The following is a 23,965-nucleotide window of genomic DNA, read 5'->3' as shown; positions in this document are numbered from 1 at the left end:
ACGTCCTACAACCAGAAGTCGCGCCGCGCGCGGTGGTCTTCGACCACCTTCTGGAACACCTTCGGGTCTTTCGTATAGGTCATCTCGCCGGCCTGCGGCCGGTACAGGTCCAACAGACGCGAGGTCCAGAAGCGCAGCCCGGCGGCGCGCAACAGCACCGGCCAGGCGGCCTTCTCGTCGTCGCTGAAGCGGCGCAGCGACTGGTAGCCGGCCAGCAGCGCGCGCGCCAGCGCGTCGTCGATCGCGCCGTCGTCGCGGCGCGCCCAGTCGTTGAGCGCGATCGCGACGTCGTAGGCCAGCACGTCGTTGCACGCGTAGTAAAAGTCGATGAAGCCGGCGACGCGGTCGCCGTCGAACAGCACGTTGTCGCGGAACAGGTCGGCGTGCACCACGCCGGTCGGCAGGTGGGCGAAGCGGTAGCGGTCCTGAAAGGCCACCTCCTCCCGGAGGCTGGCCGCGTCAAGCGCGTCCATCTCGGCGTAGAGGCCGGCGGCGGTCGCGCTCCACCACGCCGGGCCGCGCGGGTTGGCCATCCGGCGCGGAAAGGTGTTGCCGGCCTCGTGCATCGCGGCCAGCATCTCGCCGACGGCGAAGCACTGCGCCGCGCTCGGCGCGGACACCTCGGCGCCGGTCAGGCAGGTGACGAGGCAGGCGGGCTTGCCGGCCAGCATCGACGCGTAGCCGTCGGTCGAATCGGCGATCGGCGCCGGACAGGCGACGCCGTGGCGCGCGAGGTGGCTCATCAGCTCGAGGTAGTACGGCAGCTCGTCGAGCCTCAGCACCTCGAACAGCGTCAGCACGTAGCGGCCGTGCGTGGTGTCGACGAAGTAGTTGGTGTTGGTGATGCCCGCGGCGATGCCCTTGAGCGACTTGAGCTGACCGATAGAGTAGCGCGACAGCCAGGCGGCGAGTTCGGCCTCGCCGACCGAGGTGTAAACCGACATCAAGAAACCTTTCAGAAGCGGTACAGCACCCAGCGCGGGATCACCACGCGCCGGGTCGGGTCGATCTGGCGACGCTGCATCTGGCCGGAGCCGTCCTCGTCGACCAGGTAGTACGGCGCGCCGACCGGCGGCGTCACCTTGATCATGTAGAGCTTGCCGTTGATGCGGTATTCCTCGATCTTCTGCTCGCCCTTCTGGATGATGCGCACCTCGGGCTCGGGCTCGGCGCTGCCGTCGTCGGCCACCTGTGGCGGCAGCGGAACGGGGGTTGGCGCGGCCGCATCGGCGGCGTGCGCGAACGCCGGCAGACAGAGCGCCAGCAGGGCGGAAAGGAGATGACGGCGCATGGCGCGGGCCCTCACAGGTTGAGCAGTTGTTCGCGCTCTTCGGGCAGCGCTTCGAAACCGCGGGTCTCGTAGTAGCGGAAGATCGCCTCGACGATCTCGGCCGGCTCGTCGATCAGCTGGAGCAGGTTCAGATCGTCCGGCGAGATCATCTTCTCGCCGACCAGACGGTCGCGGAACCAGTCGACCAGGCCGCTCCAGAAGCCGTGGCCGACCAGGATCACCGGGATGCGACGGCTCTTGCCGGTCTGGATCAGCGTCAGGATCTCGAACATCTCGTCCATGGTGCCGAAGCCGCCCGGCATCACCACGTAGGCGATCGCGTGCTTGACGAACATCACCTTGCGCGAGAAGAAGTGGTTGAAGCGCAAGCTGAGGTCCTGGTAGGCGTTGCCGCTTTGCTCGTGCGGCAGCACGATGTTCAGGCCGATCGACGGGCTCTTGCCGTGGAAGGCGCCCTTGTTGGCCGCCTCCATGATGCCGGGGCCGCCGCCGGACACCACCGAGAAGCCGGAGTCGGACAACTGGCGGGCGATCTGTTCGGCCAGCTTATAATAGGCGTGGTCACGCGGGGTGCGGGCGCTGCCGAAGATGCTGACGGCCGGCGCGATGCCCTGCAATTCTTCCGCCGACTCCACGAATTCCGAGACGATCTTCAGCACGTGCCACGCCTCGCGGGCGCGGAAGCGGTGCATGGTGGCGTAACGGTCGCTCGCCTGCGGCAACTTATCGGACAAGCTCATAGCGTTTGCCTCATGAAAACATTGTTATTGATCGACGGCTCTTCTTATCTCTACCGCGCGTTCCACGCCATGCCGGATCTTCGCTCGCCGGACGGCCGCCCGACCGGGGCGGTGTACGGCATGGTCAATATGCTCAGGAGGCTCGAAAAGGAAGTCGCGTTCGATTATAGCGCCTGCATATTCGACGCAAAAGGCAAGACCTTCCGCGACGCATTGTACCCGGAATACAAGGCGCACCGCCCGCCGATGCCGGACGATCTGCGCGCGCAGATCGAGCCGGTGCACCAGCTGGTGCGCGCGCTCGGCTGGCCCTTGCTGATGGTCGACGGCGTCGAGGCCGACGACGTGATCGGCACGCTGGCGCGCCGCGCCGCCGCCGAGGGTTTCCGCGTGATCGTCTCGACCGGCGACAAGGACATGGCGCAGCTGGTGACGCCCGACGTGACGCTGGTCAACACCATGACCGACGAGACGCTCGACATCGAAGGCGTCAGGGAGAAGTTCGGCGTGCCGCCCGAGCGCATCGTCGACTACCTGACCTTGATCGGCGACAAGGTCGACAACGTGCCCGGCGTCGACAAGTGCGGCCCGAAGACCGCGCTCAAGTGGCTGCAAGCGTACGGCGACCTCGACGGCGTGATCGCGCACGCGGATCAGATCAAGGGCGTGGTCGGCGACAAGCTGCGCGCGGCGCTCGGCCACCTGCCGCTGTCGCGCGAGCTCGTCACCATCAAGTGCGACGTCGACCTCTCCGCCGAGCTGCCCGCCGGGCTCGACACGCTGCGCCACGGCGAACGCGACGCGACGACCTTGGCCGAGGCCTTCCGCGCGCACGGTTTCCGCACCTGGCTGAAGGAGGCCGAGGGCTGGCTGGCCGCCGGCTCGGCCAACGTTGCAGCGCCGCCCGCGCCGGCAAACGGCGCGACCGCCGACCTGTTCGGCGCGGACGATCCGCCCGCCGCCGACCCGCCGGCGCGCGTCGAGCGCCGCTACGAAACCATCCTGACCGAGCCGCAGCTGGCCGCGTGGCTGGCGAAGCTCGACGCGGCGCCGGTGGTGTCGCTCGACACCGAAACCGACAGCCTCGACCAGATGGCGGCACGCATCGTCGGCGTCAGCTTCGCCGTCGCGCCGGGCGAGGCGGCCTACCTGCCCCTGGCGCACACCGCGCCGGGCGTGGCCGACCAGCTCGAGCTGAGCGCGACGCTGGCGCGCCTGAAGCCGTGGCTGGAGAACCCGGCCAAGAAGAAGCTCGGCCAGAATCTCAAGTATGACCGCCACGTGTTCGCCAACCACGGCATCGCGCTGGCCGGCGTCGCCGACGACACCATGCTGGCGTCCTACGTGGTCGAAAGCCACCTGACGCACAATATGGACGACCTGGCCGAACGGCACCTGGGCGAAACGACGATCAAGTACGAGGCGGTGTGCGGCAAGGGCGCCAAGCAGATCGGCTTCGCCGAGGTCGACCTCGACACCGCGACCGCCTACGCCGCCGAGGACGCCGACATCACGCTGCGACTGAACGCGGCGCTGGCGCCGCAGCTTGTCGGCAGGTTGGCCGAGGTCTACCGCGACATCGAGCTGCCGGTCGCCGGCGTGCTGTTCGCGATGGAGCGCAACGGCGTGCTGATCGACCGGCAAAGGTTGGCCGAGCAAAGCCGCGAGCTTGGCGAGGCGATGCTCGCGCTCGAAGCGAAGGCCTACGAGCTGGCCGGCCAGCCGTTCAACCTCAATTCGCCCAAGCAGCTGCAGGAGATCCTGTTCGGCAAGCTCGGCATCGACACCCGGGGCGTGAAGAAGACGCCGTCCGGCGGCTATTCGACCGACGAGTCGGTGCTGGAAAAACTGGCGCTCGACCACCCGCTGCCCAAGACCATCCTCGACTACCGCGGCCTCGCCAAGCTCAAGTCGACCTACACCGATAAATTGCCGACGCTGATCAACCCGGCCACCGGCCGCGTGCACACCAACTACGCGCAGGCGGTGGCGATCACCGGCCGGCTCGCCAGTTCCGACCCGAACCTGCAGAACATCCCGGTGCGCACCGCCGAGGGCCGCCGCGTGCGCGAGGCCTTCGTCGCGCCGCCCGGCTGCCATATCGTGTCGGCCGACTACTCGCAGATCGAACTGCGCATCATGGCGCACCTGTCGGGCGACGAGAACCTGTTGGCCGCCTTCCGCGACGGCGCCGACGTGCACAAGGCGACCGCCTCCGAAGTGTTCGGCGTGCCGCTGACCGCGGTGACCAGCGAACAGCGCCGCTACGCCAAGACGATCAACTTCGGCCTGATCTACGGCATGGGCGTGTTCGGGCTGGCCAGCCAGCTGGAGATCGAGCGTTCCGCCGCGCAGGCCTTCATCGACCGCTACTTCATGCGCTACCCGGGCGTGGCGCGCTATATGGAGGAAACGCGCGTCAAGGCGCGCGAGGACGGCTACGTCGAGACCGTGTTCGGCCGCCGCCTCTACCTGCCCGAGATCAAGTCGAGCAACGCGGCGCGCCGCGCCGGCGCCGAGCGCGCGGCGATCAACGCGCCGATGCAGGGCACCGCCGCCGACCTGATCAAGCTGGCGATGATCGCGACGCAGACCTGGCTCGTCGACGCCGGCCTCAAGAGCAAGCTGATCATACAGGTGCACGACGAACTGGTGCTCGAGGTGCCCGACGACGAGCTCGCCGTCGTGAAGGAAAGACTGCCGGCGATCATGGCCGGCGTCGCGACGCTGAAGGTGCCGCTGTTGGCCGAGGTCGGCGCCGGCGACAACTGGGAAGCCGCGCACTGAGCGCGACGCGCAAGCGCAACAGCCCGCCGCAAGGCGGGCTTTGTTCTGGCCGGGTGGCCCGCCCCCCAAAAAGTCCTACCGATCAAAGCCTTACTGTAGAAATGGTCTTGGCAAACAAATCAAAAGATTTAAAACATCCCGAGCTTAATAAATCAAACACTTTACTTTTGACAAAATAACCGTATTGCTTATGAATTTTAAGTATTTATACGTATAGAGACACGCCAACAGCCTTTCTATACCGCGAACACAGGCCAGCCCTCGCCCCCTTCCGGGCGAAACGGCCGGGCCGTCGCGGGGGCGAGGGCACGGCGGATCGGGCGGCGCCTGATGTGCCGGCCACTGGCCGGACGTCCGACAAGGAAGCCAGCCATGTCGTCCGCCGCGATCCGTACCGCCGTCTGCACCGCCCTGCTGCTGCCCAGCCTGGCCGCGCAGGCCGGCCTGATCCTGCCCTACCCGTCGCCCTATCCGGCCGAGCCCCTGGCGCAGTCGTCGGCCCCGGTGCCGCCGAACATCATGCTGCTGCTCGACACCTCGCCGTCGATGAACGTGCCGCTGGCCGGCACGCCGCTGAACCTGGGCACGCGCCTGTCGGCGACCAACGCGGTCAGCCAGCAGCTGCTCGGCAAGCAGTACCCGGCGCGCGTCGGCCTGATGGCCTACGACAACAGCGGCCTGCAAGACCTGCAAACCTTGCTGAACGACATCCTGTCCAGCCCGATCCGGACGCTGCTGGAGTTGCCCGGCGCGCTGCTGAACGCCGACAAGCAGAGCAAGCGCCGCAACCAGGGCGGCCGGCTCTATATGGAAGCCAACCAGTACCATCTGGTCGGCGACGCGCTCACCGACGTCAACAAGCTGTTGAGCAGCCTGCCGCCGATCCAGCTGCCCTGCGCCGGCTGCGAAAAGCCCGCTTCGCCGATGCTGGAGGCTTACGCCGAGCTGACCCGCTACTACCAGGGCAAGCCGACGATGTACGACAAACCGCACGAGCCGATGCTGCAGGGCGTCTCCTCGTTGCTCGGCGGCGTGGTCGGCGGCCTGCTCGGCCGACGCGACGGCAGCTACGACTCGCCGGTGGTCTACCGCTGCCAGAAAAACTTCGCGCTCGTGGTGTCGGCTGGAGCCTTCGACGACGGCAGCAACAACGCCTTCCCCTACCCGTCCGACTCGCCGCACGCCGGCCTCGGCGTGCCGCCCACCCTCGGCCAACTGGCCGAACGCGCCTACCAGCGCGACCTGATCGTCGGCGGCACCGACCGCGACGGCGCCTCCTTCGACGCGGGAGACTATCCGCGCCAGAACCTCGTCACCTACACGATAGGCTTCACCCCGAACGGCGACGCCCAACTCAAGGACGCCGCGCAACGCGGCGGCGGCCGCTACCAGGGGGTGAGCAGCGCCTCGGAGCTGCACACCGCCTACCACAACGCGATGCGCGACATGGTCGGGCAAGGCTCGATCGGCGTGCCGCCGGTCGCGGCCAACCCGGCCGCGCCGTCGGTCTTCCAGGCCTCCTACCAGGCCGGCGCCTGGACCGGCCGGCTCGACGTCCACCCGGTCGACGACGAGGGGCGCATCGACCTGACGAAGCCGGTACCGGCCAAACTGCCGGCGCCGAAGGACAGGCGCATCGTCACCACCTACAAGGGTCTGGTCGACAGCTTGGGCAACCTCGTCGACGCGGCCGGCGACGACGTCAGGCAACTGGTCGGCATCGACCTCGGCCTCGGCGCCCTGCTCGGCGAACTGTTCGGCGAACCCAAGGGGCGCGCGGTCGACCTGCCGGTGCGACGCCAGTACCAGCTTGGCGACATCATCGACAGCCGCCCCGAGGCGACCACCGACGGCCGGCTGGTCGCGGTCGGCGCCAACGACGGCATGCTGCACGTGTTCAAGCGCGGCAACGGCGACACCGACTACACCGAAGTGCTCGGCTACATCCCGTCGGCCGTGCTGTGGAACACGCTCTACCTGGCGCGCAACGACTACGGCAGCCTCTCGAACCCGCACCGCTACTACGTCAACGGCCCGCTGGCGATCGAACAGGCCGGCGGCGCCACCGTGCTGGTCGGCACGCTGGCGCAGGGCGGCCGTGGCCTGTTCGCGCTCAAGCTCGATCCGCTGCTCGGCGACGCGGCCTGGGCCCCCGGCGACGTCGTGCTGTGGGACAAGACGGAGAAATCGGCCGGTTACGGCAACCTCGGCCACACCTTCGGCCGCCCGGTCATCGCCAAGGTGCCGACCGGCCCGGGCCGCAACGACTGGACCTGGGCCGCCATCGTCGCCAACGGCTACGACAGCGCAAACGGGCGCGCCAGCCTCTACGTGATCGACCTAAACAGCGGCGCCGTGCTGCGCGAAATGCCGGTCGGCGACGCCGGCGGCAACGGCCTGTCGGCGCCGGCGGTGATGGACGTCGACGGCGACGAGGTCGCCGACCTCGTCTACGCCGGCGACCTGGCCGGCGACGTCTGGCGCTTCCGGCTGGAGGGCGCGCCGACGGGCTGGCGCGCCGACCGCTTCTGGGACGGCACGCCAGCCCAGCCCATCGTCGACGCGCCGGTACTGGCCAAGAACGGCAGCGGCGGCCACACGGTGATCTTCGGCACCGGCCGCCTGCTCTACGCCGCCGACAAGAACGCACCTTTCGCCGTGCAGAGCGTCTACGGCCTGCACGACCGCAGCGGCGGCGTGCTGCTCGACGCGGCCGCCGCCTACAGCCACGCGGGCCGCGACAGCCGGCTGACCGCGCAGACCATCGTCCGCGAGGAAGAGGTGCAGGCCGGCACGCAACGGCGCAAGGTGCGGCTGCTCAGCCGCAAGCCGCTCGAGGCCGGCAAGGGCGGCTGGTTCCTCGACCTGCCCTCGGTCAACGGCGAGCGCGTGCTGCACAGCCCGCAACTGATCGCCGGCCGGCTCTATTTTTCCACCCAAATGCCGATCGCCAGCAACGGCCAGCGCTGCGCGCCGCCCGGCGACGGCTGGATCATGGCGCTGGACCCGGCCAACGGCGGTCGCATCGAGGGCTCCACGCTCGACGTCGACGGCGACGGGCATTTGACCGACGCCGACCGCGTCCGCTACAGCGGCGACGCCGGCAGCACCACGGTCAGCGGCGTCAACTCGCGGGTCGGCATGCCGTCGGCGCTGAGCTACCTCGGCAGCCGCGCCAAATCGGTGACGTGGCAGCCCTATCGCACCCAGGACGGACAGATCAACAACCGCGCCAACCTCTACTCGCTGCTCGACCCGGCGCGGCTCGACGTCCGGCTGACCATGGGCGGCAGCCGCGACGACAAGGCGATCGACACGCTCAAGCCGCTGCTTCCCGGCGGGATGGGCATGGTCGGCTACCGGCTCGCCTGGCGCGAAATCTTCTGACGAACCCTCCTTCCCGCCGACGGGCCGCCGAGCGCGGCCCGTCGTCGTTCTGCTGCACCGATTTGCCGGATTTTTAGTAAACCACTAAACTATTTCCTCGCTACACCATTCCGGACCCCCATGACTCCCGATACCCGGCGGACCGACTTCCGCCTCGCCATGCTGCTGGCCGCGCTCGCGACGCTCGGCCCGTTCTCGATCGACACCTTCCTGCCGGCGATGCGTGCGATCGGCGCGAGCCTTGCCGCCAGCCCGATCGCGATCCAGCAGGCGCTGACCGTCTACCTGTTCTTCTACGGCCTGATGATGCTGTGGCACGGCGCGATCTCCGACGCGGTCGGCCGCCGGCCGGTGGTGCTGGCGACGACGCTGCTGTTCGCGCTCGCGTCGCTCGGCTGCGCGCTGGCCGACGACCTGCCGACGCTGCTGGTCTTCCGCGCGCTGCAGGGCATCTGCGGCGGCGCCGGCCTGATCGTCGGGCGCGCGATCATCCGCGACCGCCTGGCCGGTGCGGCCGCGCAAAAACTGATGTCGCAAGTGACGATGTTGTTCTCGCTGTCGCCGGCGATCGCACCAGTGGTCGGCGGCTGGCTGTTCGGCGCCTTCGGCTGGCATTCGATCTTCGTCTTCATGGCGCTGATCGGCGCGGCGCTGTTCGTCGCCAGCGCCGCGGCGCTGCCCGAGACGCTGGCGCCGCCGTCGCGCCAGAAGCTGGCGGCGACGACGTTGCTGTCCAACTACTGGCAGGTGCTGAAGAAGCCGGAATTCGACCTCTTGGCGCTGGCGGTATCGTTCAACTTCGCCGGCTTTTTCCTCTACGTCCCGTCGGCGCCGGTGTTCCTGATGCAGCACCTGAAGCTGTCGCCGCAGGCCTTCCTGTGGATGTTCGGCCCGGCGGTATCCGGCATCATGTTCGGCGCCTTCCTGTCCGGCCGGCTGGCCGGCCGGTACAGCGCGCGCACGCTGGTCAGCTTCGGCTACACGCTGATGTTCGCCGCCGCCTCGGCCAACCTCGCCTACCACCTGTTCTTCCCGGCCGCGCTGCCGTGGAGCGTGCTGCCGCTGACGCTGTACACCATCGGCATGTCGGTGGTCGCGCCCACGATCACGCTGCTGCTGATGGACCAGTTTCCGCACCTGAGGGGCACGGTGTCGTCGCTGCAGGGCTTCACGCAGACCATGCTGTCGAGTCTGACCGCCGGCGTGATCTCGCCGCTGGTCTGGGGCAGCCCGCTGACGCTGGCGGCGGCGATGTTCGCGATGCTGACGACCGGCTTCGCGATGCGCACGCTGTTCCGGCGCCGGCTCGCCGCCGCCGGCCGCTAGCGAACGGCCCTTCCCGGGGCGGCGCCCGATACCGCGCACGAAAAAGGCTCGGCCAACTTGAAAGTTTGGCCGAGCCTTTTGACCGTCGGCGCGCCGCCGCTCACACCGCGACGTTCACCGGCGTCGGCGCGAGGATGGCGACCACGTCGGCCGGCGCGAGGCCGACCAGGAAGCCGCGCTTGCCGCCGTTGATATAGAGGCGCGGCAACTGGGCGATGCTCGCCTCCATATAGACCGGCATCGCGGCCTTGGTGCCGAACGGGCTGGTACCGCCGACCTGATAGCCCGAATGCCGGTCGGCGGTCTTCGGGTCGCACGGCTCGACGCGCTTGACGCCGATCTGACGCGCCAGCAGGCCGACGCCGACCTCCCTGTCGCCGTGCATCAGCACGATCAGCGGCCGCTTGTGCTCGTCCTGCATCACCAGCGTCTTGATCACGCAGTGCTCGGGCACGCCGAGCGCGCGGCTCGAGACGCGCGTGCCGCCCTTGTCCTCGTAGTCGTACAGATGCTCGGTGTATTCAACCTTGTGCTCGCGCAGCACGCGCACCGCCTGGGTGACCGGGGCCTTGCCCTTGCTCATGTCGACGGCCCTCCTCGGCCCGGAAAAATCGCTGCCGGCGAGTATACGGGCCGGCCCGCGCACGCGGCAAACCGCGTTTGCGCCAGGTCAAGACAAGCCGTTTTTCACATTGAAAAACAAGGCGCTAGCACCTATTTCGATGCTGGGCACCGCGAAATGCCCGTACCGATCGATAGGAGGACAGCATGAATCCACTGGTCAAACGCCCCGCTTTCGAAAACCTGTTCGACGACATGCTCAAGGGCTTCTTCGTGCGCCCGGTGGGCCTCGCCGCCGAAGGCGGCCTGTCGCCCGACATCAAGCTCGACGTGCGCGAGGACGACAAGGCCTACACGGTGGAGGCTGAACTGCCCGGCGTGAAGAAGGAAGACATCCACGTCGAGATCGACGGCAACACCGTGTCGATCAGCGCCGAGGTCAGGCAGGAGAAGGAAAGCCGCGAAGGCGAGAAGGTGTTGCGCTCGGAACGCTACTTCGGCAGCACCAGCCGCCGCTTCCAGCTCGCGCACGAGATCGACGACCAGGCCGCCAACGCGCGCTTCGTCGACGGCGTGCTGACGCTGACCTTGCCCAAGCGCGCGCCGGGCCGCGGCAGCAAGCTGCTGATCGAGTAAGGCCGCCCGTGGGCTGAGCACCGGCCGCCCGGCACACCGGGCGGCCTTTTTCGTCACGCGCGGCGCGACGCCAGCCAGCGGCGCAGCGCGCGCTCGGCCAACAGCACGAACAGCACCGCGCCGTAGGCGAGCGGCTGGCTCAGGTCCTTCTTCACCAGCCACGCGTAGTGCAGCACCGCGAGCACGGCCAGCGGATAAACCAGCGCGTGCAACTGCCCCCAGCGCCGCTTCAGCCGCCGCATCGCCGCGTCGGTCGAGGTCAGCGCCAGCGGCAGCATCAGGCAGAAGGCGGCGAAGCCGAGCGTGACGAAGGGCCGCTTGACGATGTCGCGCGCGATCGCCGCCCAGTCGAAGAACTGGTCGAGCCAGAAATAGGTCGTGAAATGCAGGCTGGCGTAGAAGAAGGCGAACAGGCCCAGCAGGCGGCGCAGCCGCAGCAGCTGGCCCCAGCCGGTCGCGCGCCGCAGCGGCGACACCGCCAGCGTCGCCAGCAGCATCACCAGCGTCCAGGTGCCGGTCGAGCGCGTGATGAACTCGATCGGGTTGGTCGGCTCGCCGGCGGCGAGCAGCCAGGCGGCGCGCGCCAGCGGCAGCAGGCAGACGAGGAAGAGCGCGGCCTTCAGCCACGGCAGCCGGCGGCCGAGCCACTCGTTGGCCGAACTCCGCGCGGCGCCGCCCAGCGCCTGGCTGTGCGCGTCCATCAGAAATTCGCCTTCAGATCCATGCCGCGGTACAGCTGCGCGACCTGGCTTCCGTAGCCGTTGAACGGCAGCGTGTCGCGCTTGAAGAATTCGCCGATGCGCCGCTCGCGCGCCTGGCTCCAGCGCGGATGGTCGACCGCCGGGTTCACGTTCGAATAGAAGCCATACTCGTTCGGCGTGGCGAGGTTCCAGCTCGTCGCCGGCGGCTTCTCGACCAGACGTATCCTCACGATGGACTTGATGCTCTTGAAGCCGTACTTCCACGGCACGACGAGCCGGATCGGCGCGCCGTTCTGGTTGGGCAGCACGTCGCCGTACAGGCCGACCGCGAGGATGGCCAGGGGATGCATCGCCTCGTCGATGCGCAGCCCCTCGCGATACGGCCAGGCGAGCACGCGCGAGCGCTGGCCGGGCATCTCGTTCGGCCGCATCACCGTCTCGAACGCGACGTACTTGCCGCGGCTGGTCGGCTGCACCTGCTTCAAGAGCGCCGACAGCGGAAAACCGATCCACGGGATCACCATGCTCCAGCCCTCGACGCAGCGCAGCCGGTAGACGCGCTCCTCGAGCGGCGCGAGCTTCATCAGTTCGTCGAGCGAGAAGGTGCGCGGCCGCATCACCTCGCCGTCGACCGTCACCGTCCACGGCCGCGGCCGGAACGCGCCGGCGTAGGCGGCCGGGTCGGCCTTGTCGGTGCCGAACTCGTAAAAGTTGTTGTAGCCGGTGATGTCCTTGAGGCTGTTGGCCTTCTCGGCGGTCGAGTAGACGCTCTTTCTGGCGGTCAGCGCGGCCAGCGCGTCGGCCGACAGCAGCGCGCCGGCGGCGCCCAGCGCGAGAAAGCGGCGGCGGTCGAGGTAGAGTTCGCGCGGCGTGATCTCGGACGGCGCGATCTCGTCGGGGTGGCGAATCAGCATGCACAGGACTCCGGAAAAACGGGCGGAAAGCCGCCGGCGGCGCGGCCGCGACGCCGGGGGGCTGAGCACTTAGTCGGCTGCCCGTGGCGTTTCTGACAGCGCGCGCGACGCGGAAGTTGCCGAACGGCTATAAAGGCGATACACCGCAGCGCGAAGGAGCCGGCCATGGCGACCAGCCAAACCCGAACCGTCAGCGTGACCATCGAGCGCGGCGCCGACGAGGTCTACGCCTTCCTTGCCGTTCCCGACAACTTTCCGCGCTGGGCGTCCGGCCTGTGTTCGGCGGTGACGCCGGACGGCGACGCCTGGCTCGCCGACACCCCGAACGGCCCGATGCGGGTGCGCTTCTCGCCGCCCAACCCCTACGGCGTGCTCGACCACCGCGTCTATCCGTCGGCCGACGTCGAGATCTACGTGCCGCTGCGCGTGATCGCCAACGGCGACGGCGCCGAGGTGGTGTTCACGCTGTTCCGCCTCGACGGCATGAGCGACGCGCAGTTCGACGAGGACGCGCGCTGGGTGGCGCGCGACCTCGCGACGCTGAAGGCGCTGCTCGAGGCCTGAGCGGCGCCGCTCAGCGCGCGCCGGCGAACAGCTGCCACAGGAAGGTCAGCAGCGCCGACAGCAGCAGCGCCTGCGCCAGCGTTTTCGTGCCCTCGTGCAGCGCGGCCTTCTGGCGCGAGCTCAGCAGCCAGCGCGCCAGCGCGCAGCCGACGGCGATCAGCACGAAGAGCTTGAACAGGCGTCCGGGCATCGGGAAAACAAGCGGGGCGGGAAAGCGTCGATTATCGCCGCGCGCGTCGCGGCGGTCGAGGGACTGACAGGGCCGCGAATGCCGTTATAATCGGACACAATCCTACAACACGATAAAGAGATGCCGACGCGCGCGCCGCGGCGGCGTCAGACGCCCGCAAGCCCTAACGCCATGTCCACCACTACGCCCCGCTCGGTCGGCCTGGTGCGCGCCCAGACCGCCGTGTTCGAATCGCCGCTGGCGCTCGAATGCGGCACGGCGCTGCCGGCCTACCAACTGCAATTCGAAACCTACGGCACGCTCAACGCGGCCAAAAGCAACGCCGTGCTGATCTGCCACGCGCTGTCCGGCCACCACCACGTCGCCGGCCGCTACAGCGACGCCGACAAGTACCCCGGCTGGTGGGACAATATGGTCGGCCCGGGCAAGCCGATCGACACCGAGCGCTTCTTCGTGATCGGCGTGAACAACCTCGGCGGCTGCCACGGCTCGACCGGCCCGTCGTCGATCAACCCGGACACCGGCAAACCGTGGGGCTCGGCCTTCCCGGTCGTCACCGTGGGCGACTGGGTGAAAGCGCAGGCGCGACTGGCCGACCGGCTCGGCATCGACACCTTCGCCGCCGTGATCGGCGGCAGCCTCGGCGGCATGCAGGCGCTGCAGTGGAGCATCGACTACCCCGATCGCGTCAAGAACGCGCTGGTGATCGCGTCGGCGCCCAAGCTGTCGGCGCAGAACATCGCGTTCAACGACGTCGCGCGCCAGGCCATCCTGACCGACCCGGACTTTTTCGGCGGCGACTTCTACGAGCACGGCGCGATCCCGCGCCGCGGCCTCAGGCTGGCGCGCATGCTCGGCCACATCACCTACCTGTCCGACGACGGCATGGGCGCCAAGTTCGGCCGCATGCTCAAGTCCGGCGAGTACCAGTACGGCTTCGACGTCGAGTTCGAGATCGAGTCCTACCTGCGCTACCAGGGCGACAAGTTCTCCGACAGCTTCGACGCCAACACCTACCTGTTGATGACCAAGGCGCTCGACTACTTCGACCCGGCCAAGCCCTTCGGCGGCGACCTCGTCAAGGCGGTGTCGGGCACCTCGGCCAACTTCCTCGTCGTCAGCTTCGACAGCGACTGGCGCTTCTCGCCGGGCCGCTCGCGCGAGATCGTCGACGCGCTGGTGGCCGCCGGCAAGCGCGTGCAGTACGCCCAGATCGCCTCCGGCCACGGCCACGACGCCTTCCTGATGATGGACCACCCCTACCACGAGCTGATGCACGCCTTCCTGAACCGCGTGCACGAGGAGGTCAATAGATGAAGTTACGCGCCGACCTCAAGGTGATCGCCGACTGGATCCCGCCCAAGAGCCGCGTGCTCGACCTGGGCTGCGGCGACGGCACGCTGATGGCGCACCTGATGCGCGACAAGCGCGTGCAGGGCTACGGCGTCGAGATCGACGTCGACAACGTGGTCAAGTGCGTCGCCGCCGGCGTGCCGGTGATCCAGAGCGACCTGGAAGCCGGCCTCGCCGATTTCGGCGACGCCAGCTTCGACCACGTGATCCTGTCGCAAACGCTGCAGGCGATGCGCAACACCGAGGAAATCCTGATCGAGCTGTTGCGCGTCGGCCGCGAGGGCATCGTCACCTTCCCGAACTTCGGCTACTGGGAAAACCGCCTGCAAATCATGCAGGGCCGCATGCCGGTGTCCGAGACCATCCCCTACCAGTGGTACAACACGCCGAACATCCACTGGTGCATGCTGGGCGACTTCGAGGCGCTGTGCGCCAAGAACGGCATCGCGATCCGCGAGCGGGTGGTGCTGAACAACGACGAGCGCGTGCGCTTTTTGCCGAACCTGCGCGGCAGCCTTGCGGTCTACCGCATCGGCCGTCCCTAAGGCCCTACCAAACCCTCAGGGTTGGCCGTGGCCGAGCGAAACGTCGCGACGGTCTGCTCGGCCAACCCTGTTTCTGCCGGCCCGCCGCCCATGACCGAGACTTCCACGACGCTCAAGAGCACGGTGTTCTCCCGCACCATGCTGACCTGCGTATTCACCGGCTTCGCCTCCGGCCTGCCGCTCTACCTGCTGATCAACCTCGTGCCGGCCTGGCTCAGGAGCGAAGGGGTCGACCTGAAGGCGATCGGCCTGTTCGCGCTGATCCAGCTGCCGTTCACCTGGAAGTTCCTGTGGGCGCCGCTGATGGACCGCTTCGTGCCGCCGTGGCTGGGCCGCCGGCGCGGCTGGATGCTCGGCACCCAGCTGGCGCTGATCGCGACGATGGCGGCCTTCGGCCTGTACGCGCCGCAACAGGACATCTGGAGCATCGCCGCGCTCGCGGTCGGCGTCGCCTTCTTCTCGGCCAGCCAGGACATCGTGCTCGACGCGTTCCGGCGCGAGATCCTCAAGGACCACGAGCTGGGGCTGGGCAACACCGTCCACATCAACGCCTACCGGCTGGCGAGCCTGGTTCCCGGCTCGCTGTCGCTGATCCTCGCCGACCACCTGCCGTGGGCGACGGTCTTTTTCGTCACCGCGCTGTTCATGCTGCCGGGCGTCGCGATGACGCTCTTGGTGTCCGAACCCAGGCTCGTCGGCGCCGCGCCCAAGACGCTGCGCGAGGCGGTGGTCGAACCGTTCCACGAGTTCGTCACGCGCTCGGGCTGGAAGGCCGCGCTGACCGTGCTCGCCTTCATCTTCCTGTACAAGCTCGGCGACAGCATGGCCACCGCGCTGGCGACGCCGTTCTACCTCGACATGGGCTTCTCGAAGACCGAGATCGGCCTGGTCGCCAAGCACGCCGGGCTGTGGCCGGCGGTGTTCGGCGGGCTGCTGGGTGGCGTCTGGATGGTCAAGCTCGGCATCAACCGCGCGCTGTGGGCCTTCGGCGTGGTGCAGGTCGCGTCGATCGTCGGCTTCGCCTGGCTGGCGGCGAAGGGCCCGTTCGCCGCGATCGGCGCGCCCGAGCTGACGATGCTCGCGGTGGTGATCGGCTTCGAGGCGCTCGGCGTCGGCCTCGGCACCGCCGCCTTCGTCGCCTACATCGCGCGCACCACCCACCCGGCCTACACCGCGACGCAGTTCGCGCTGTTCACCAGCCTGGCCGCCGTGCCGCGCACGGTGGCCAACGCCGGCACCGGCTTCCTGGTCGAGGCCTTCGGCTGGGTGCCGTTCTTCTGGCTGTGCACCGCGCTCGCGCTGCCGGGCATGGCGCTGTTGTGGAAAGTCGCCCCGTGGGGCGCCAAGGAGGAAGCATGAAACGCCTATCCGCCCCGCTCGCCGCCCTGCTCGTCACGCTGGCCGCGCCGGCCTTCGCCGACGAAACGAGCGCGCCCGTCGCCGAACAGGGCGCGACGCCGTTCACCGTACACTACCGCTGCGCCGGCGAGCGCACGCTGACGGTGCGCTACCCGGCCTACGCCGACGCCGGGCGCGAGCCGATCGAGCTTAGCTGGCGCGGCCAGCGCTACCGGCTCACGCTGGTGAAGAGCGGCAGCGGCGCACGCTACGCCAACCGCCAGCTGATCTGGTGGAGCAAGGGCGACGACGGTTTCCTGACCACCCGCGGCGGCCGCATGATCGCGCGCGACTGCCGGGCGCGACCGTAGGAACGGCGCACGCCGCGAACGGCTCGGCCAACCTTCAAAGGTTGGCCGAGCTTTTTTGCGCGTGCAACGCGCGTCAGAGTATCGGCGCGAACAGCCGCGCAAGGCTCATGCCGACGCGCCGCCACAGCGGCAAGGCTGCCAGCGCGCCCGGCCCGAGCGGCTCGGCCCGGGCGAAGTCGGCGGCCAGCATCGCCTCGACCTCGCGCGCGAAGTGCGCGTCTATCGTCGCCACCGTCAGCTCGAAGTTGAGCCGGAACGAGCGGTTGTCGAGGTTGGCGCTGCCGATCAGCGCGATCTCGTCGTCGACGAGCACGACCTTCTGGTGCAGGAAGCCCGGCCGGTAGCGGAACACCTGCACCCCGGCGCGCGCCGCCTCGCAGGCGTACAGCGTCGAGGCGGCGAACACCACGCGGTGGTCGGGCCGCGACGGCAGGAGCACGCGCACGTCGACGCCGCGCAGCACCGCGAGCCGCAGCGCGGCCGACACCGCCTCGTCGGGCACGAAGTAGGGGCTGCTCAGCCACAGGCGCCGCCGCGCCGCGTGGATCGCCTCGACGAACATCAGCGAGCCGGTCTCGAAGCGGTCGGCCGGCCCGCTCGGGATCACCTGGCAGGCCACCGTCCCGCCGTCGGCCTGCTTCGGCATGCGCAGCGCCGGCACGCGCTGCGTCGCCGCGTACCAGTCCTCGGTGAAGCACAGCTGCAACAGCGCCGCGACCGGCCCGAGCAGCTCGACGTGGGTGTCGCGCCACGGCGACAGCGGCGGACGTCGGCCGAGGTATTCGTCGCCGACGTTGTGGCCGCCGACGAAGGCGCGCTCGCCGTCGACGACGACCAGCTTGCGGTGGTTGCGGAAGTTGACCTGGAAACGGTTGACCACGCCGCGCGTCGCGACGAAGGCGTGCGCCTCGACGCCGGCGGCGCGCAAGCTCTCGATATAGCGCGCCGGCAGCGCGTGGCTGCCGATGCTGTCGTACAGGAAGTGCACGCGCACGCCGGCGGCGGCGCGCTCGATCAGCACGCGCTGCAGCGCGCGGCCGGTCGCGTCGTCGTGCACGATGAAGGACTGCACCAGCACGCAGTGGCGCGCGGCGCCGACCGCCGCGAGGATGGCGGCAAAGGTCGCCTCGCCGTCGACCAGCAGCCGCGCGCGGTTGTGGCCGGTGGTCGGCAGGCCGGCCAGCCGCGACCAGGTGCGCACGCAGCCGTGCCCGGGGGAGACGATCAGGTCGGACGCCAGCTCGCGCAGCGGCCGCCAGCCCAGCTGCGCCGCCTGCTCGTGCATGCGCTCGACGACGAAGCGGCGCGCGGCGACGTAGTCGGCGAAACGGCGGCGGCCGAGGAACAGGTAGGGCAAGAGCGTCAGGTAGGGCACGGTCAACAGCGCGATGCACCAGGCGACCGCGCCCTGCGAGGTGCGCACGGTCAGCACCGCGTGCACCGCGGCGGCGACGCCGGCCAGGTGCAGCGCCAGCAGGGTAAGGCTGATGTCGAGCAGGCCGAAGGTCATGGACAGGGGCGAGGACGCGGCGACGGCATGACTCGGCCCATCCGGACATGCCGTATGCGTTCTCTGCTACTAGGGTAGTCGATGGCGGCAGGAGGGCCCGGCCGCCCCGCCCGCTCAGGCCGGCACCGCCATGCCGCGGACGAAGGCCGGGCGCTGCGACAGCGCGGCGAACCAGCGCGCGACGTTGGGGAAGTCGGCAAGCCTCACGCTCTGCCACTCGTGGCGCGCCGCCCACGGGTAGAGCGCGATGTCGGCGATCGAGAATTCGCCGGCGACGAAATCGCGACCGTCGAGCGCCGCATCGAGCACGCCGTACAGGCGCTGCGCCTCGGCGTTGTAGCGCTGTTGCGCGTACGGCACGGCCTCGGGCGCGAAGCGGTTGAAGTGGTGCGCCTGGCCGAGGAAGGGCCCGAAGCCGCCCATCTGGAACATCAGCCACTGCAAGGCCGCGTAGCGCGCCGCGCCGTCGGCCGGCAACAGCCGGCCGGTCTTCTCGGCGAGGTAGATCAGGATCGCGCCCGACTCGAACACGCCGATAGGCGCGCCGCCCGGGCCGTCGGCGTCGACGATGGCGGGGATCTTGTTGTTCGGGCTGATGGCGAGGAAGTCGGGCGCGAACTGCGCGTTCGCGCCGATGTCGACCGGCTTCACCTCGTAGGCGAGGCCGAGCTCCTCGAGCGCGATCGGAATCTTGCGACCGTTGGGCGTGCCCCAGGTATAGAGGGTGATCATGGCGTCTCCTTGTTGTCGAACGGCTTGATGAGAATCACGCCGATGATAAGGGGAAACGCGGCCGCGCTCGGCGCTGCAGTACAATGGCGGCGAATATTTCAGCGAGGAATCCCGATGAGCCAGCCCGATATCGCCCGTGTCAAAACCTTCCTGATGGACCTGCAGGACCGCATCTGCGCCGCGCTCGAGGCGCGCGACGGCCGCGCGCGTTTCGCCGAGGAGGTGTGGCAGCGCGAGGGCGGCGGCGGCGGCCGTAGCCGCGTGCTCGCCGGCGGCGCGGTGTTCGAGCAGGCCGGCGTCGGCTTCTCGCACGTGATGGGCGACGCGATGCCCGCCTCGGCGACCGCGCACCGCCCGGAACTGGCCGGCCGGCGCTGGGAGGCGATGGGCGTGTCGCTCGTCATCCACCCGGAGAACCCCTACATCCCGACCAGCCACGCCAACGTGCGCTTCTTCGTCGCCGAGAAGGACGGCGCCGAGCCGGTGTGGTGGTTCGGCGGCGGCTTCGACCTGACGCCGTTCTACGCCTTCGAGGAGGACGTCGTGCACTGGCACACCGTCGCCAAACGCGTGTGCGAACCGTTCGGCGCCGACGTCTACCCGAAGTACAAGCAATGGTGCGACGAGTACTTCTACCTCAAGCACCGCGACGAGGCGCGCGGCGTCGGCGGCCTGTTCTTCGACGACCTGAACGCCTGGGGCTTCGAGCGCTGCTTCGACTTCATGCAGGCGGTCGGCAACGGCTACCTCGACGCCTACCTGCCGATCGTCGACCGCCGCAAGGGCACGCCGTGGGGCGAGCGCGAGCGGCAGTTCCAGCTCTACCGTCGCGGCCGCTACGTCGAATTCAACCTGGTGTTCGACCGCGGCACGCTGTTCGGCCTGCAATCGGGCGGGCGCACCGAGTCGATCCTGATGTCGATGCCGCCGTTGGTGCGCTGGCAGTACAACTGGCAGCCGGAAGCGGGCACGCCCGAAGCCGAGCTGTACGAGAAATACCTGCCGGCGCGCGACTGGGTGTGAACCGGCCCCGCCCGCTTCGACGAGGAGGAAGCCATGGCTCTCGATTCGCTGATCACCGGCATCGCCCACGTCGGCATCCGCGTGCACGATCTGGCGCGTTCGCGCGCTTTCTACGAGCGGCTCGGCTTCGCCTTCGTCGCCGGTCCGCTCGGGCCGGAGCCGGTCGCGATCCTCGTCCATCCGTCGGGCGTCGCGGTCAACTTCATCCTGAACGCCGCCGAGCCGGACGCGCCGAACGCGCTGATGGACGTCCCCGTCAAGCGCGCCGGCTACACGCACGTCGCGCTGGCGGTGTCCGACCTGGACGCCGTCGAGCGCGCGCTGCGCTCGGCCGGCGTCGCGATCAGCGAGGGGCCGGTCGTGTTCGAGGGCGGCGCCCGCGCGCTGTTCGTGCGCGACCCGGACCGCAACGTGATCGAGTTCAACCAGGCGCCGGCCTGAACGCCAACGCGCTCGGCCAACCTTGCGGGGACTTGCGCTACGGCAAGTCGGCCTCGCGCACCTGGCGCGCGATCTGCTCGAGCGCGCTCTCTACCGTCGAGGCGACGACGCTCTCGCCCGGCCACAGGTAGGTTCGTTCCGTCTTCTCGCCGCGCAGGTCGAGCTTTTTCCCGTCCGCCTTCAGCGCCAGCCGCACCCGGCCGACCACGTCCCAGTACAGCGGCGTGGTGACGGTGTTGGCGCCGAACTCGATCAGGTCGCACTCGTAGCTGCGCGCCCCGCGGCCGCCCGACGCCGCCAGCTTGCGAGACAGCTCGGTCTCCAGCAGGTGCTGGACCACCTGCGCCTCGGGCGGGTTGAAGGCGATATTGCCCATCGGCACGCCGAAGGCGGCCTCGCGCTTGCTCGCCGCCACGCCCGGCGCGCGCAGGTCGTTGACCTTGACCGTGGCCAGCGCCGGCGCGGAAGTCGGCGCCGGGCTCGCCAGCCGGACCGTCATGTCGCTGGCGCACCCGGCCAGCAGCGCACCGGCCAACAACATCGCCGCGCACGCTGTTCTCATTTTTCTTCCCTTCCTGCCTGCTTCGTCCTGGCGCACGCCCCCGTACGGGCCGACAGCGAAAAGGGGAAGTCCGCCGGACTTCCCCTTGCCTGCCGCGCTACTTCGGCTGCGCCACCACGCGCAGATACGGTTTGAGCGTCTTGAAGCCGTCCGGGTATTTCTTCCGCGCGTCCTCGTCGGACACCGAGGTCGGGATGATCACGTCGTCGCCCGGCCGCCAGTTCACCGGCGTCGCGACGGTGTGCCTGGCGTTCAGTTGCAAGGCATCCAGGAGGCGCAGCACCTCGTCGAAGTTGCGGCCGGCGCTCATCGGGTAGACCAGCATCGCCTTGACCTTCTTGTCCGGGCCGATCATGAACACCGAGCGCACCGTCGCGTTGTCGACCGCGGTGCGCGGGCCGGCGCTGGCGTTCGGGTGGATCATGTCGTAGAGCTTGGCGACCTTCAGGTCGGCGTCGCCGATCAAGGGGTAGTTGACCGCGCAGCCCTGCGTTTCGGCGATGTCGCCGACCCAGGCCTTGTGGTCGCTGACCGGGTCGACCGACAGGCCGATGATCTTGGTGTTGCGCTTGTCGAACTCGGGCTTGAGGCGGGCCATGTAACCGAGTTCGGTGGTGCAGACCGGCGTGAAGTCCTTCGGGTGCGAGAACAGGATCGCCCAGCCGTCGCCTATCCATTCGTGGAAGCGGATCGTGCCTTCGGTGGTTTCTGCGGTGAAGTCGGGCGCTTCGTCGCCGATGCGGATCGTCATGTTCGAACTCCTTGGAGAGAGGGGCGAACCGGGCAGACGCCGCCGCCCGGGGACGTGGAAAGTATAGGCTGCCGCCCGGCGGCGCGGACGCGAACGGCGCGGCTTCAGCCGGCCTTGCGGTAGGTGCCGACGAGCACCGCCTCGGCCAGCACGTGGCCGCGCATCGCCGCTTCGAGGGTGGCCTTGTCGGGCTCGCCGAGCTCGGGCAGCACGGCGTCGAGCGCGTAGAGCTTGTGGAAGTAGCGGTGCGTGCCGACCGGCGGGCACGGGCCGCCGTAGCCGGTGCGCTGCCAGTCGTTGCGGCCCTCGCGCGTGCCCGCCGGCAGCGTCGCGACGCCCTCGGGCAGGCCGGCGCAGTCGGCCGGCAGGTTGTAGAGCAGCCAGTGGACCCAGGTCGTCTGCGGCGCCGCCGGGTCGGGCGCGTCCGGGTCGTCGACGATCAGCGCGAAGCTTTGCGTGCCGGCCGGCGCGCCGCGCCAGGCCAGCGCCGGCGACAGGTCCCGGCCTTCGCAGGTGTAAGGCGACGGGATCGCGCCGCCGTCGGCGAAGGCGTCGGAGCTGAGGATGAACGGCATGGTCTGGCCTCCCTGAGATGAAGACGGATTCCTCCCGCCCACTATAGCCCGCCCTTCCCCTTGCCGAAGACGCGCCGATCCGTGCGGGAACGGCTTTTTTCCGGCGCCGGCGCGCGACAAACCGGGCTCGGCCAACCGCCGGGGCTGGCCGAGCGGATGAGGCGTTGGACCGGGCTCAGCGCTCCAACCCCGCGAAGCACAGGTACTTGACCTCCAGGTAGTCGTCGAGGCCGTACTTCGAGCCCTCGCGGCCGAGGCCGGACTGCTTGACGCCGCCGAACGGCGCCGCCTCGTTCGAGATCAGCCCGGTGTTGACGCCGACCATGCCGTACTCGAGCGCCTCGGCGACGCGCCAGACGCGGCCGATGTCGCGGCTGTAGAAGTAGCTCGCCAGGCCGAACTCGGTGTCGTTGGCGGCGGCGATCAGCTCGGCCTCGGTGTCGAAGCGGAACACCGGCGCCAGCGGGCCGAAGGTCTCCTCGCGCGCGACGCGCATGTCGGCGGTCGCGCCGGACAGGATGGTCGGCTCGAAGAAGGTGCCGCCGAGCGGATGGCGCTTGCCGCCGGCGACCAAGGTCGCGCCCTTGGCCAGCGCGTCGGCGATGTGCGCCTCGACCTGGCGCACCGCCTTCTCGTCGATCAGCGGGCCCTGCGTCACCCCGTCGTCGACGCCTCGGCCGACCTTGAGCCGCGCGACCGCCGCGGCGAGCTTGTCGACGAAGGCGTCGTAGACGCCGGCCTGCACGTACAGCCGGTTCGCGCACACGCAGGTCTGGCCGGCGTTGCGGTACTTGGACGCGATCGCGCCGTCGACCGCCGCGTCGAGGTCGGCGTCGTCGAACACGATGAAGGGCGCGTTGCCGCCCAGCTCCAGCGACAGCTTCTTGATCGTCGGCGCGCACTGCGCCATCAGCAGCCGGCCGACCTCGGTCGAGCCGGTGAACGACAGCTTGGCAACCAGAGGGTTGGCGGTCAGCTCGCCGCCGATCTCGGCCGAGCCGCCGGTCAGCACGCTGAACAGCCCTTCCGGGATGCCGGCCTCCTCGGCCAGCACCGCCAGCGCCAGCGCCGACAGCGGCGTCTGCGACGCCGGCTTGAGCACCATCGCGCAGCCGGCGGCGAAGGCCGGCGCGGCCTTGCGCGCGATCATCGCGTTCGGGAAGTTCCACGGCGTGATCGCGGCGGCGACGCCGACCGGCTGCTTGATCACCACCAGACGGCGGTCCGGCGTCGGCGCCGGGATGGTGTCGCCGTAGACGCGTTTCGCCTCCTCGGCGAACCATTCGACGTAGGCGGCGCCGTAGGCGATCTCGGCGCGCGCCTCGGCCAACGGCTTGCCCTGCTCGGCGGTCAGGATCTGCGCCAGGTCCTCCTGGTTCGCCATCAAGAGCTCGTACCAGCGGCGCAGCACCGCGGCGCGCGCCTTGGCCGGGCGCGTCTTCCATTCGGCCATCGCGGCCTTGGCGGCGGCGATCGCCGCGCGGGTTTCCACGGCGCCGAGGCGCGGCACCTCGGCCAACGTGTCGCCGGTGGCCGGGTTGCTGACGACGATGGTCGCCTCCTTACTGGGGGCGCCGACCCAGCGGCCGGCGACGAAGGCCTGATTGCGCAGCAGGTCGGGACGTTTCAGTTGCAACATGGTGTCTCCTTGCCGGCCGGGGTCGCCG

The 23,965-nt window shown here is 69.3% G+C and carries 24 protein-coding genes; 11 read left to right on the top strand and 13 right to left on the bottom strand.

The window, feature by feature from the left end; translation table 11 throughout:
* Window positions 1-5 precede the first annotated feature (5 nt).
* The 3 genes from EV683_RS06285 to EV683_RS06275 are packed head-to-tail and all read right to left on the bottom strand — an operon-like array spanning window position 6 to window position 2,031.
* Window positions 6-944, bottom strand: coding sequence for a homoserine kinase (locus EV683_RS06285; RefSeq protein ID WP_131862214.1), 939 nt, complete (start codon window positions 942-944; stop codon window positions 6-8).
* An 11-nt stretch (window positions 945-955) separates the two neighbouring features.
* Window positions 956-1,291 carry a DUF2782 domain-containing protein gene (locus EV683_RS06280; protein WP_066610836.1) on the bottom strand — a complete coding sequence of 112 codons (336 nt, stop codon included), beginning with the start codon at window positions 1,289-1,291 and terminating at the stop codon, window positions 956-958.
* Between the two features lie 11 nt (window positions 1,292-1,302).
* A complete protein-coding gene (locus EV683_RS06275) occupies window positions 1,303-2,031 on the bottom strand; it encodes an LOG family protein (RefSeq protein WP_066610847.1) in 729 nt (242 codons plus the stop codon).
* Window positions 2,032-2,043: 12 nt separating this feature from the next.
* On the opposite strand from EV683_RS06275, the gene polA reads away from it, so the two are divergent.
* From polA to EV683_RS06260, 3 genes are all read left to right on the top strand, one after another.
* On the top strand, window positions 2,044-4,818 hold the full coding sequence (polA, locus tag EV683_RS06270) for a DNA polymerase I (protein ID WP_131862213.1): 2,775 nt from the start codon (window positions 2,044-2,046) through the stop codon (window positions 4,816-4,818).
* Between the two features lie 372 nt (window positions 4,819-5,190).
* Window positions 5,191-8,205 carry a pilus assembly protein gene (locus tag EV683_RS06265; protein WP_131862212.1) on the top strand — a complete coding sequence of 1,005 codons (3,015 nt, stop codon included), beginning with the start codon at window positions 5,191-5,193 and terminating at the stop codon, window positions 8,203-8,205.
* 120 nt (window positions 8,206-8,325) lie between these two features.
* Complete coding sequence (locus tag EV683_RS06260; protein ID WP_131862211.1) at window positions 8,326-9,531, top strand: multidrug effflux MFS transporter; 1,206 nt, start codon at window positions 8,326-8,328, stop codon at window positions 9,529-9,531.
* Between the two features lie 100 nt (window positions 9,532-9,631).
* Here the strand turns inward: EV683_RS06260 and ybaK are convergent, their stop codons facing one another.
* Entirely contained in the window at window positions 9,632-10,114 is a 483-nt protein-coding gene (gene ybaK, locus EV683_RS06255; protein WP_066610855.1) for a Cys-tRNA(Pro) deacylase, read from the bottom strand.
* A gap of 185 nt (window positions 10,115-10,299) precedes the next feature.
* Here ybaK and EV683_RS06250 point away from each other — a divergent pair, with 185 nt between their 5' ends.
* Window positions 10,300-10,728, top strand: a complete 429-nt coding sequence (locus tag EV683_RS06250; RefSeq protein ID WP_066610857.1) for an Hsp20/alpha crystallin family protein — start codon at window positions 10,300-10,302, stop codon at window positions 10,726-10,728.
* 53 nt (window positions 10,729-10,781) lie between these two features.
* Here the strand turns inward: EV683_RS06250 and EV683_RS06245 are convergent, their stop codons facing one another.
* Window positions 10,782-11,429 (bottom strand): protein-methionine-sulfoxide reductase heme-binding subunit MsrQ, encoded by a 648-nt coding sequence (locus tag EV683_RS06245; RefSeq protein WP_131862210.1) that lies wholly within the window; start codon window positions 11,427-11,429, stop codon window positions 10,782-10,784.
* Window positions 11,429-12,343 (bottom strand): protein-methionine-sulfoxide reductase catalytic subunit MsrP, encoded by a 915-nt coding sequence (msrP, locus tag EV683_RS06240; protein WP_131862209.1) that lies wholly within the window; start codon window positions 12,341-12,343, stop codon window positions 11,429-11,431. Before msrP ends, EV683_RS06245 begins: the two co-directional genes overlap by 1 nt.
* 165 nt (window positions 12,344-12,508) lie before the next feature.
* Between msrP and EV683_RS06235 the strand changes: the two genes are divergently transcribed.
* The gene (locus tag EV683_RS06235) at window positions 12,509-12,907 is read left to right on the top strand and encodes an SRPBCC family protein (protein WP_066610860.1); all 399 of its coding nucleotides are present in this window, start codon (window positions 12,509-12,511) and stop codon (window positions 12,905-12,907) included.
* Window positions 12,908-12,917: 10 nt separating this feature from the next.
* On the opposite strand, the gene EV683_RS06230 is transcribed toward EV683_RS06235, so the two are convergent.
* Window positions 12,918-13,097: a protein MIGRI gene (locus tag EV683_RS06230; RefSeq protein ID WP_131862208.1), complete on the bottom strand. Its 180-nt coding sequence runs from the start codon at window positions 13,095-13,097 to the stop codon at window positions 12,918-12,920.
* A gap of 171 nt (window positions 13,098-13,268) precedes the next feature.
* Between EV683_RS06230 and metX the strand changes: the two genes are divergently transcribed.
* The 4 genes from metX (at window position 13,269) to EV683_RS06210 (ending at window position 16,704) form a co-directional block, all read left to right on the top strand.
* Window positions 13,269-14,414, top strand: coding sequence for a homoserine O-succinyltransferase MetX (gene metX, locus EV683_RS06225; RefSeq protein ID WP_131862207.1), 1,146 nt, complete (start codon window positions 13,269-13,271; stop codon window positions 14,412-14,414).
* Window positions 14,411-14,995, top strand: coding sequence for a methionine biosynthesis protein MetW (metW, locus tag EV683_RS06220; protein ID WP_066610864.1), 585 nt, complete (start codon window positions 14,411-14,413; stop codon window positions 14,993-14,995). The genes metX and metW overlap by 4 nt, the downstream gene beginning before the upstream one ends.
* A 90-nt stretch (window positions 14,996-15,085) precedes the next feature.
* The gene (locus tag EV683_RS06215) at window positions 15,086-16,354 is read left to right on the top strand and encodes an AmpG family muropeptide MFS transporter (protein WP_131862206.1); all 1,269 of its coding nucleotides are present in this window, start codon (window positions 15,086-15,088) and stop codon (window positions 16,352-16,354) included.
* Window positions 16,351-16,704, top strand: coding sequence for an MliC family protein (locus EV683_RS06210; RefSeq protein ID WP_131862205.1), 354 nt, complete (start codon window positions 16,351-16,353; stop codon window positions 16,702-16,704). The genes EV683_RS06215 and EV683_RS06210 overlap by 4 nt, the downstream gene beginning before the upstream one ends.
* Before the next feature lie 73 nt (window positions 16,705-16,777).
* Here the strand turns inward: EV683_RS06210 and cls are convergent, their stop codons facing one another.
* Together cls and EV683_RS06200 are read right to left on the bottom strand one after the other, a co-directional pair.
* Complete coding sequence (gene cls / locus EV683_RS06205; protein WP_131862204.1) at window positions 16,778-18,214, bottom strand: cardiolipin synthase; 1,437 nt, start codon at window positions 18,212-18,214, stop codon at window positions 16,778-16,780.
* Between the two features lie 114 nt (window positions 18,215-18,328).
* Complete coding sequence (locus EV683_RS06200) at window positions 18,329-18,946, bottom strand: glutathione S-transferase family protein (RefSeq protein ID WP_131862203.1); 618 nt, start codon at window positions 18,944-18,946, stop codon at window positions 18,329-18,331.
* 114 nt (window positions 18,947-19,060) lie between these two features.
* Here EV683_RS06200 and hemF point away from each other — a divergent pair, with 114 nt between their 5' ends.
* Both hemF and EV683_RS06190 read left to right on the top strand, forming a co-directional pair.
* Window positions 19,061-19,969 (top strand): oxygen-dependent coproporphyrinogen oxidase, encoded by a 909-nt coding sequence (hemF, locus tag EV683_RS06195; RefSeq protein WP_131862202.1) that lies wholly within the window; start codon window positions 19,061-19,063, stop codon window positions 19,967-19,969.
* 33 nt (window positions 19,970-20,002) lie between these two features.
* Complete coding sequence (locus tag EV683_RS06190) at window positions 20,003-20,410, top strand: VOC family protein (protein WP_131862201.1); 408 nt, start codon at window positions 20,003-20,005, stop codon at window positions 20,408-20,410.
* A 37-nt stretch (window positions 20,411-20,447) separates the two neighbouring features.
* On the opposite strand, the gene EV683_RS06185 is transcribed toward EV683_RS06190, so the two are convergent.
* The 4 genes from EV683_RS06185 to EV683_RS06170 form a co-directional block, all read right to left on the bottom strand.
* The gene (locus EV683_RS06185) at window positions 20,448-20,972 is read right to left on the bottom strand and encodes a hypothetical protein (RefSeq protein ID WP_131862200.1); all 525 of its coding nucleotides are present in this window, start codon (window positions 20,970-20,972) and stop codon (window positions 20,448-20,450) included.
* Window positions 20,973-21,069: 97 nt separating this feature from the next.
* A complete protein-coding gene (locus tag EV683_RS06180; RefSeq protein ID WP_131862199.1) occupies window positions 21,070-21,723 on the bottom strand; it encodes a peroxiredoxin in 654 nt (217 codons plus the stop codon).
* 104 nt (window positions 21,724-21,827) lie between these two features.
* A complete protein-coding gene (locus EV683_RS06175; protein ID WP_131862198.1) occupies window positions 21,828-22,298 on the bottom strand; it encodes a YbhB/YbcL family Raf kinase inhibitor-like protein in 471 nt (156 codons plus the stop codon).
* Between the two features lie 175 nt (window positions 22,299-22,473).
* Window positions 22,474-23,937 carry an NAD-dependent succinate-semialdehyde dehydrogenase gene (locus EV683_RS06170; protein WP_131862197.1) on the bottom strand — a complete coding sequence of 488 codons (1,464 nt, stop codon included), beginning with the start codon at window positions 23,935-23,937 and terminating at the stop codon, window positions 22,474-22,476.
* Between the last annotated feature and the right edge of the window lie 28 nt (window positions 23,938-23,965).

The organism is Crenobacter luteus, assembly GCF_004345725.1.
GTDB lineage: Bacteria > Pseudomonadota > Gammaproteobacteria > Burkholderiales > Chromobacteriaceae > Crenobacter > Crenobacter luteus.
The sequence above is the reverse complement of the archived record's forward strand: the minus strand, read 5'-3'. Positions and strand labels throughout refer to the sequence as shown.

Excerpts from the sequence above, each read along its gene's own strand:
- EV683_RS06285 (WP_131862214.1), bottom strand. The coding sequence starts at position 944 with ATGTCGGTTTACACCTCGGTCGGCGAGGCCGAACTCGCCGCCTGGCTG.
- EV683_RS06280 (WP_066610836.1), bottom strand. The coding sequence starts at position 1,291 with ATGCGCCGTCATCTCCTTTCCGCCCTGCTGGCGCTCTGTCTGCCGGCG.
- EV683_RS06275 (WP_066610847.1), bottom strand. The coding sequence starts at position 2,031 with ATGAGCTTGTCCGATAAGTTGCCGCAGGCGAGCGACCGTTACGCCACC.
- polA (WP_131862213.1), top strand. The coding sequence starts at position 2,044 with ATGAAAACATTGTTATTGATCGACGGCTCTTCTTATCTCTACCGCGCG.
- EV683_RS06265 (WP_131862212.1), top strand. The coding sequence starts at position 5,191 with ATGTCGTCCGCCGCGATCCGTACCGCCGTCTGCACCGCCCTGCTGCTG.
- EV683_RS06260 (WP_131862211.1), top strand. The coding sequence starts at position 8,326 with ATGACTCCCGATACCCGGCGGACCGACTTCCGCCTCGCCATGCTGCTG.
- ybaK (WP_066610855.1), bottom strand. The coding sequence starts at position 10,114 with ATGAGCAAGGGCAAGGCCCCGGTCACCCAGGCGGTGCGCGTGCTGCGC.
- EV683_RS06250 (WP_066610857.1), top strand. The coding sequence starts at position 10,300 with ATGAATCCACTGGTCAAACGCCCCGCTTTCGAAAACCTGTTCGACGAC.
- EV683_RS06245 (WP_131862210.1), bottom strand. The coding sequence starts at position 11,429 with ATGGACGCGCACAGCCAGGCGCTGGGCGGCGCCGCGCGGAGTTCGGCC.
- msrP (WP_131862209.1), bottom strand. The coding sequence starts at position 12,343 with ATGCTGATTCGCCACCCCGACGAGATCGCGCCGTCCGAGATCACGCCG.
- EV683_RS06235 (WP_066610860.1), top strand. The coding sequence starts at position 12,509 with ATGGCGACCAGCCAAACCCGAACCGTCAGCGTGACCATCGAGCGCGGC.
- EV683_RS06230 (WP_131862208.1), bottom strand. The coding sequence starts at position 13,097 with ATGCCCGGACGCCTGTTCAAGCTCTTCGTGCTGATCGCCGTCGGCTGC.
- metX (WP_131862207.1), top strand. The coding sequence starts at position 13,269 with ATGTCCACCACTACGCCCCGCTCGGTCGGCCTGGTGCGCGCCCAGACC.
- metW (WP_066610864.1), top strand. The coding sequence starts at position 14,411 with ATGAAGTTACGCGCCGACCTCAAGGTGATCGCCGACTGGATCCCGCCC.
- EV683_RS06215 (WP_131862206.1), top strand. The coding sequence starts at position 15,086 with ATGACCGAGACTTCCACGACGCTCAAGAGCACGGTGTTCTCCCGCACC.
- EV683_RS06210 (WP_131862205.1), top strand. The coding sequence starts at position 16,351 with ATGAAACGCCTATCCGCCCCGCTCGCCGCCCTGCTCGTCACGCTGGCC.
- cls (WP_131862204.1), bottom strand. The coding sequence starts at position 18,214 with ATGACCTTCGGCCTGCTCGACATCAGCCTTACCCTGCTGGCGCTGCAC.
- EV683_RS06200 (WP_131862203.1), bottom strand. The coding sequence starts at position 18,946 with ATGATCACCCTCTATACCTGGGGCACGCCCAACGGTCGCAAGATTCCG.
- hemF (WP_131862202.1), top strand. The coding sequence starts at position 19,061 with ATGAGCCAGCCCGATATCGCCCGTGTCAAAACCTTCCTGATGGACCTG.
- EV683_RS06190 (WP_131862201.1), top strand. The coding sequence starts at position 20,003 with ATGGCTCTCGATTCGCTGATCACCGGCATCGCCCACGTCGGCATCCGC.
- EV683_RS06185 (WP_131862200.1), bottom strand. The coding sequence starts at position 20,972 with ATGAGAACAGCGTGCGCGGCGATGTTGTTGGCCGGTGCGCTGCTGGCC.
- EV683_RS06180 (WP_131862199.1), bottom strand. The coding sequence starts at position 21,723 with ATGACGATCCGCATCGGCGACGAAGCGCCCGACTTCACCGCAGAAACC.
- EV683_RS06175 (WP_131862198.1), bottom strand. The coding sequence starts at position 22,298 with ATGCCGTTCATCCTCAGCTCCGACGCCTTCGCCGACGGCGGCGCGATC.
- EV683_RS06170 (WP_131862197.1), bottom strand. The coding sequence starts at position 23,937 with ATGTTGCAACTGAAACGTCCCGACCTGCTGCGCAATCAGGCCTTCGTC.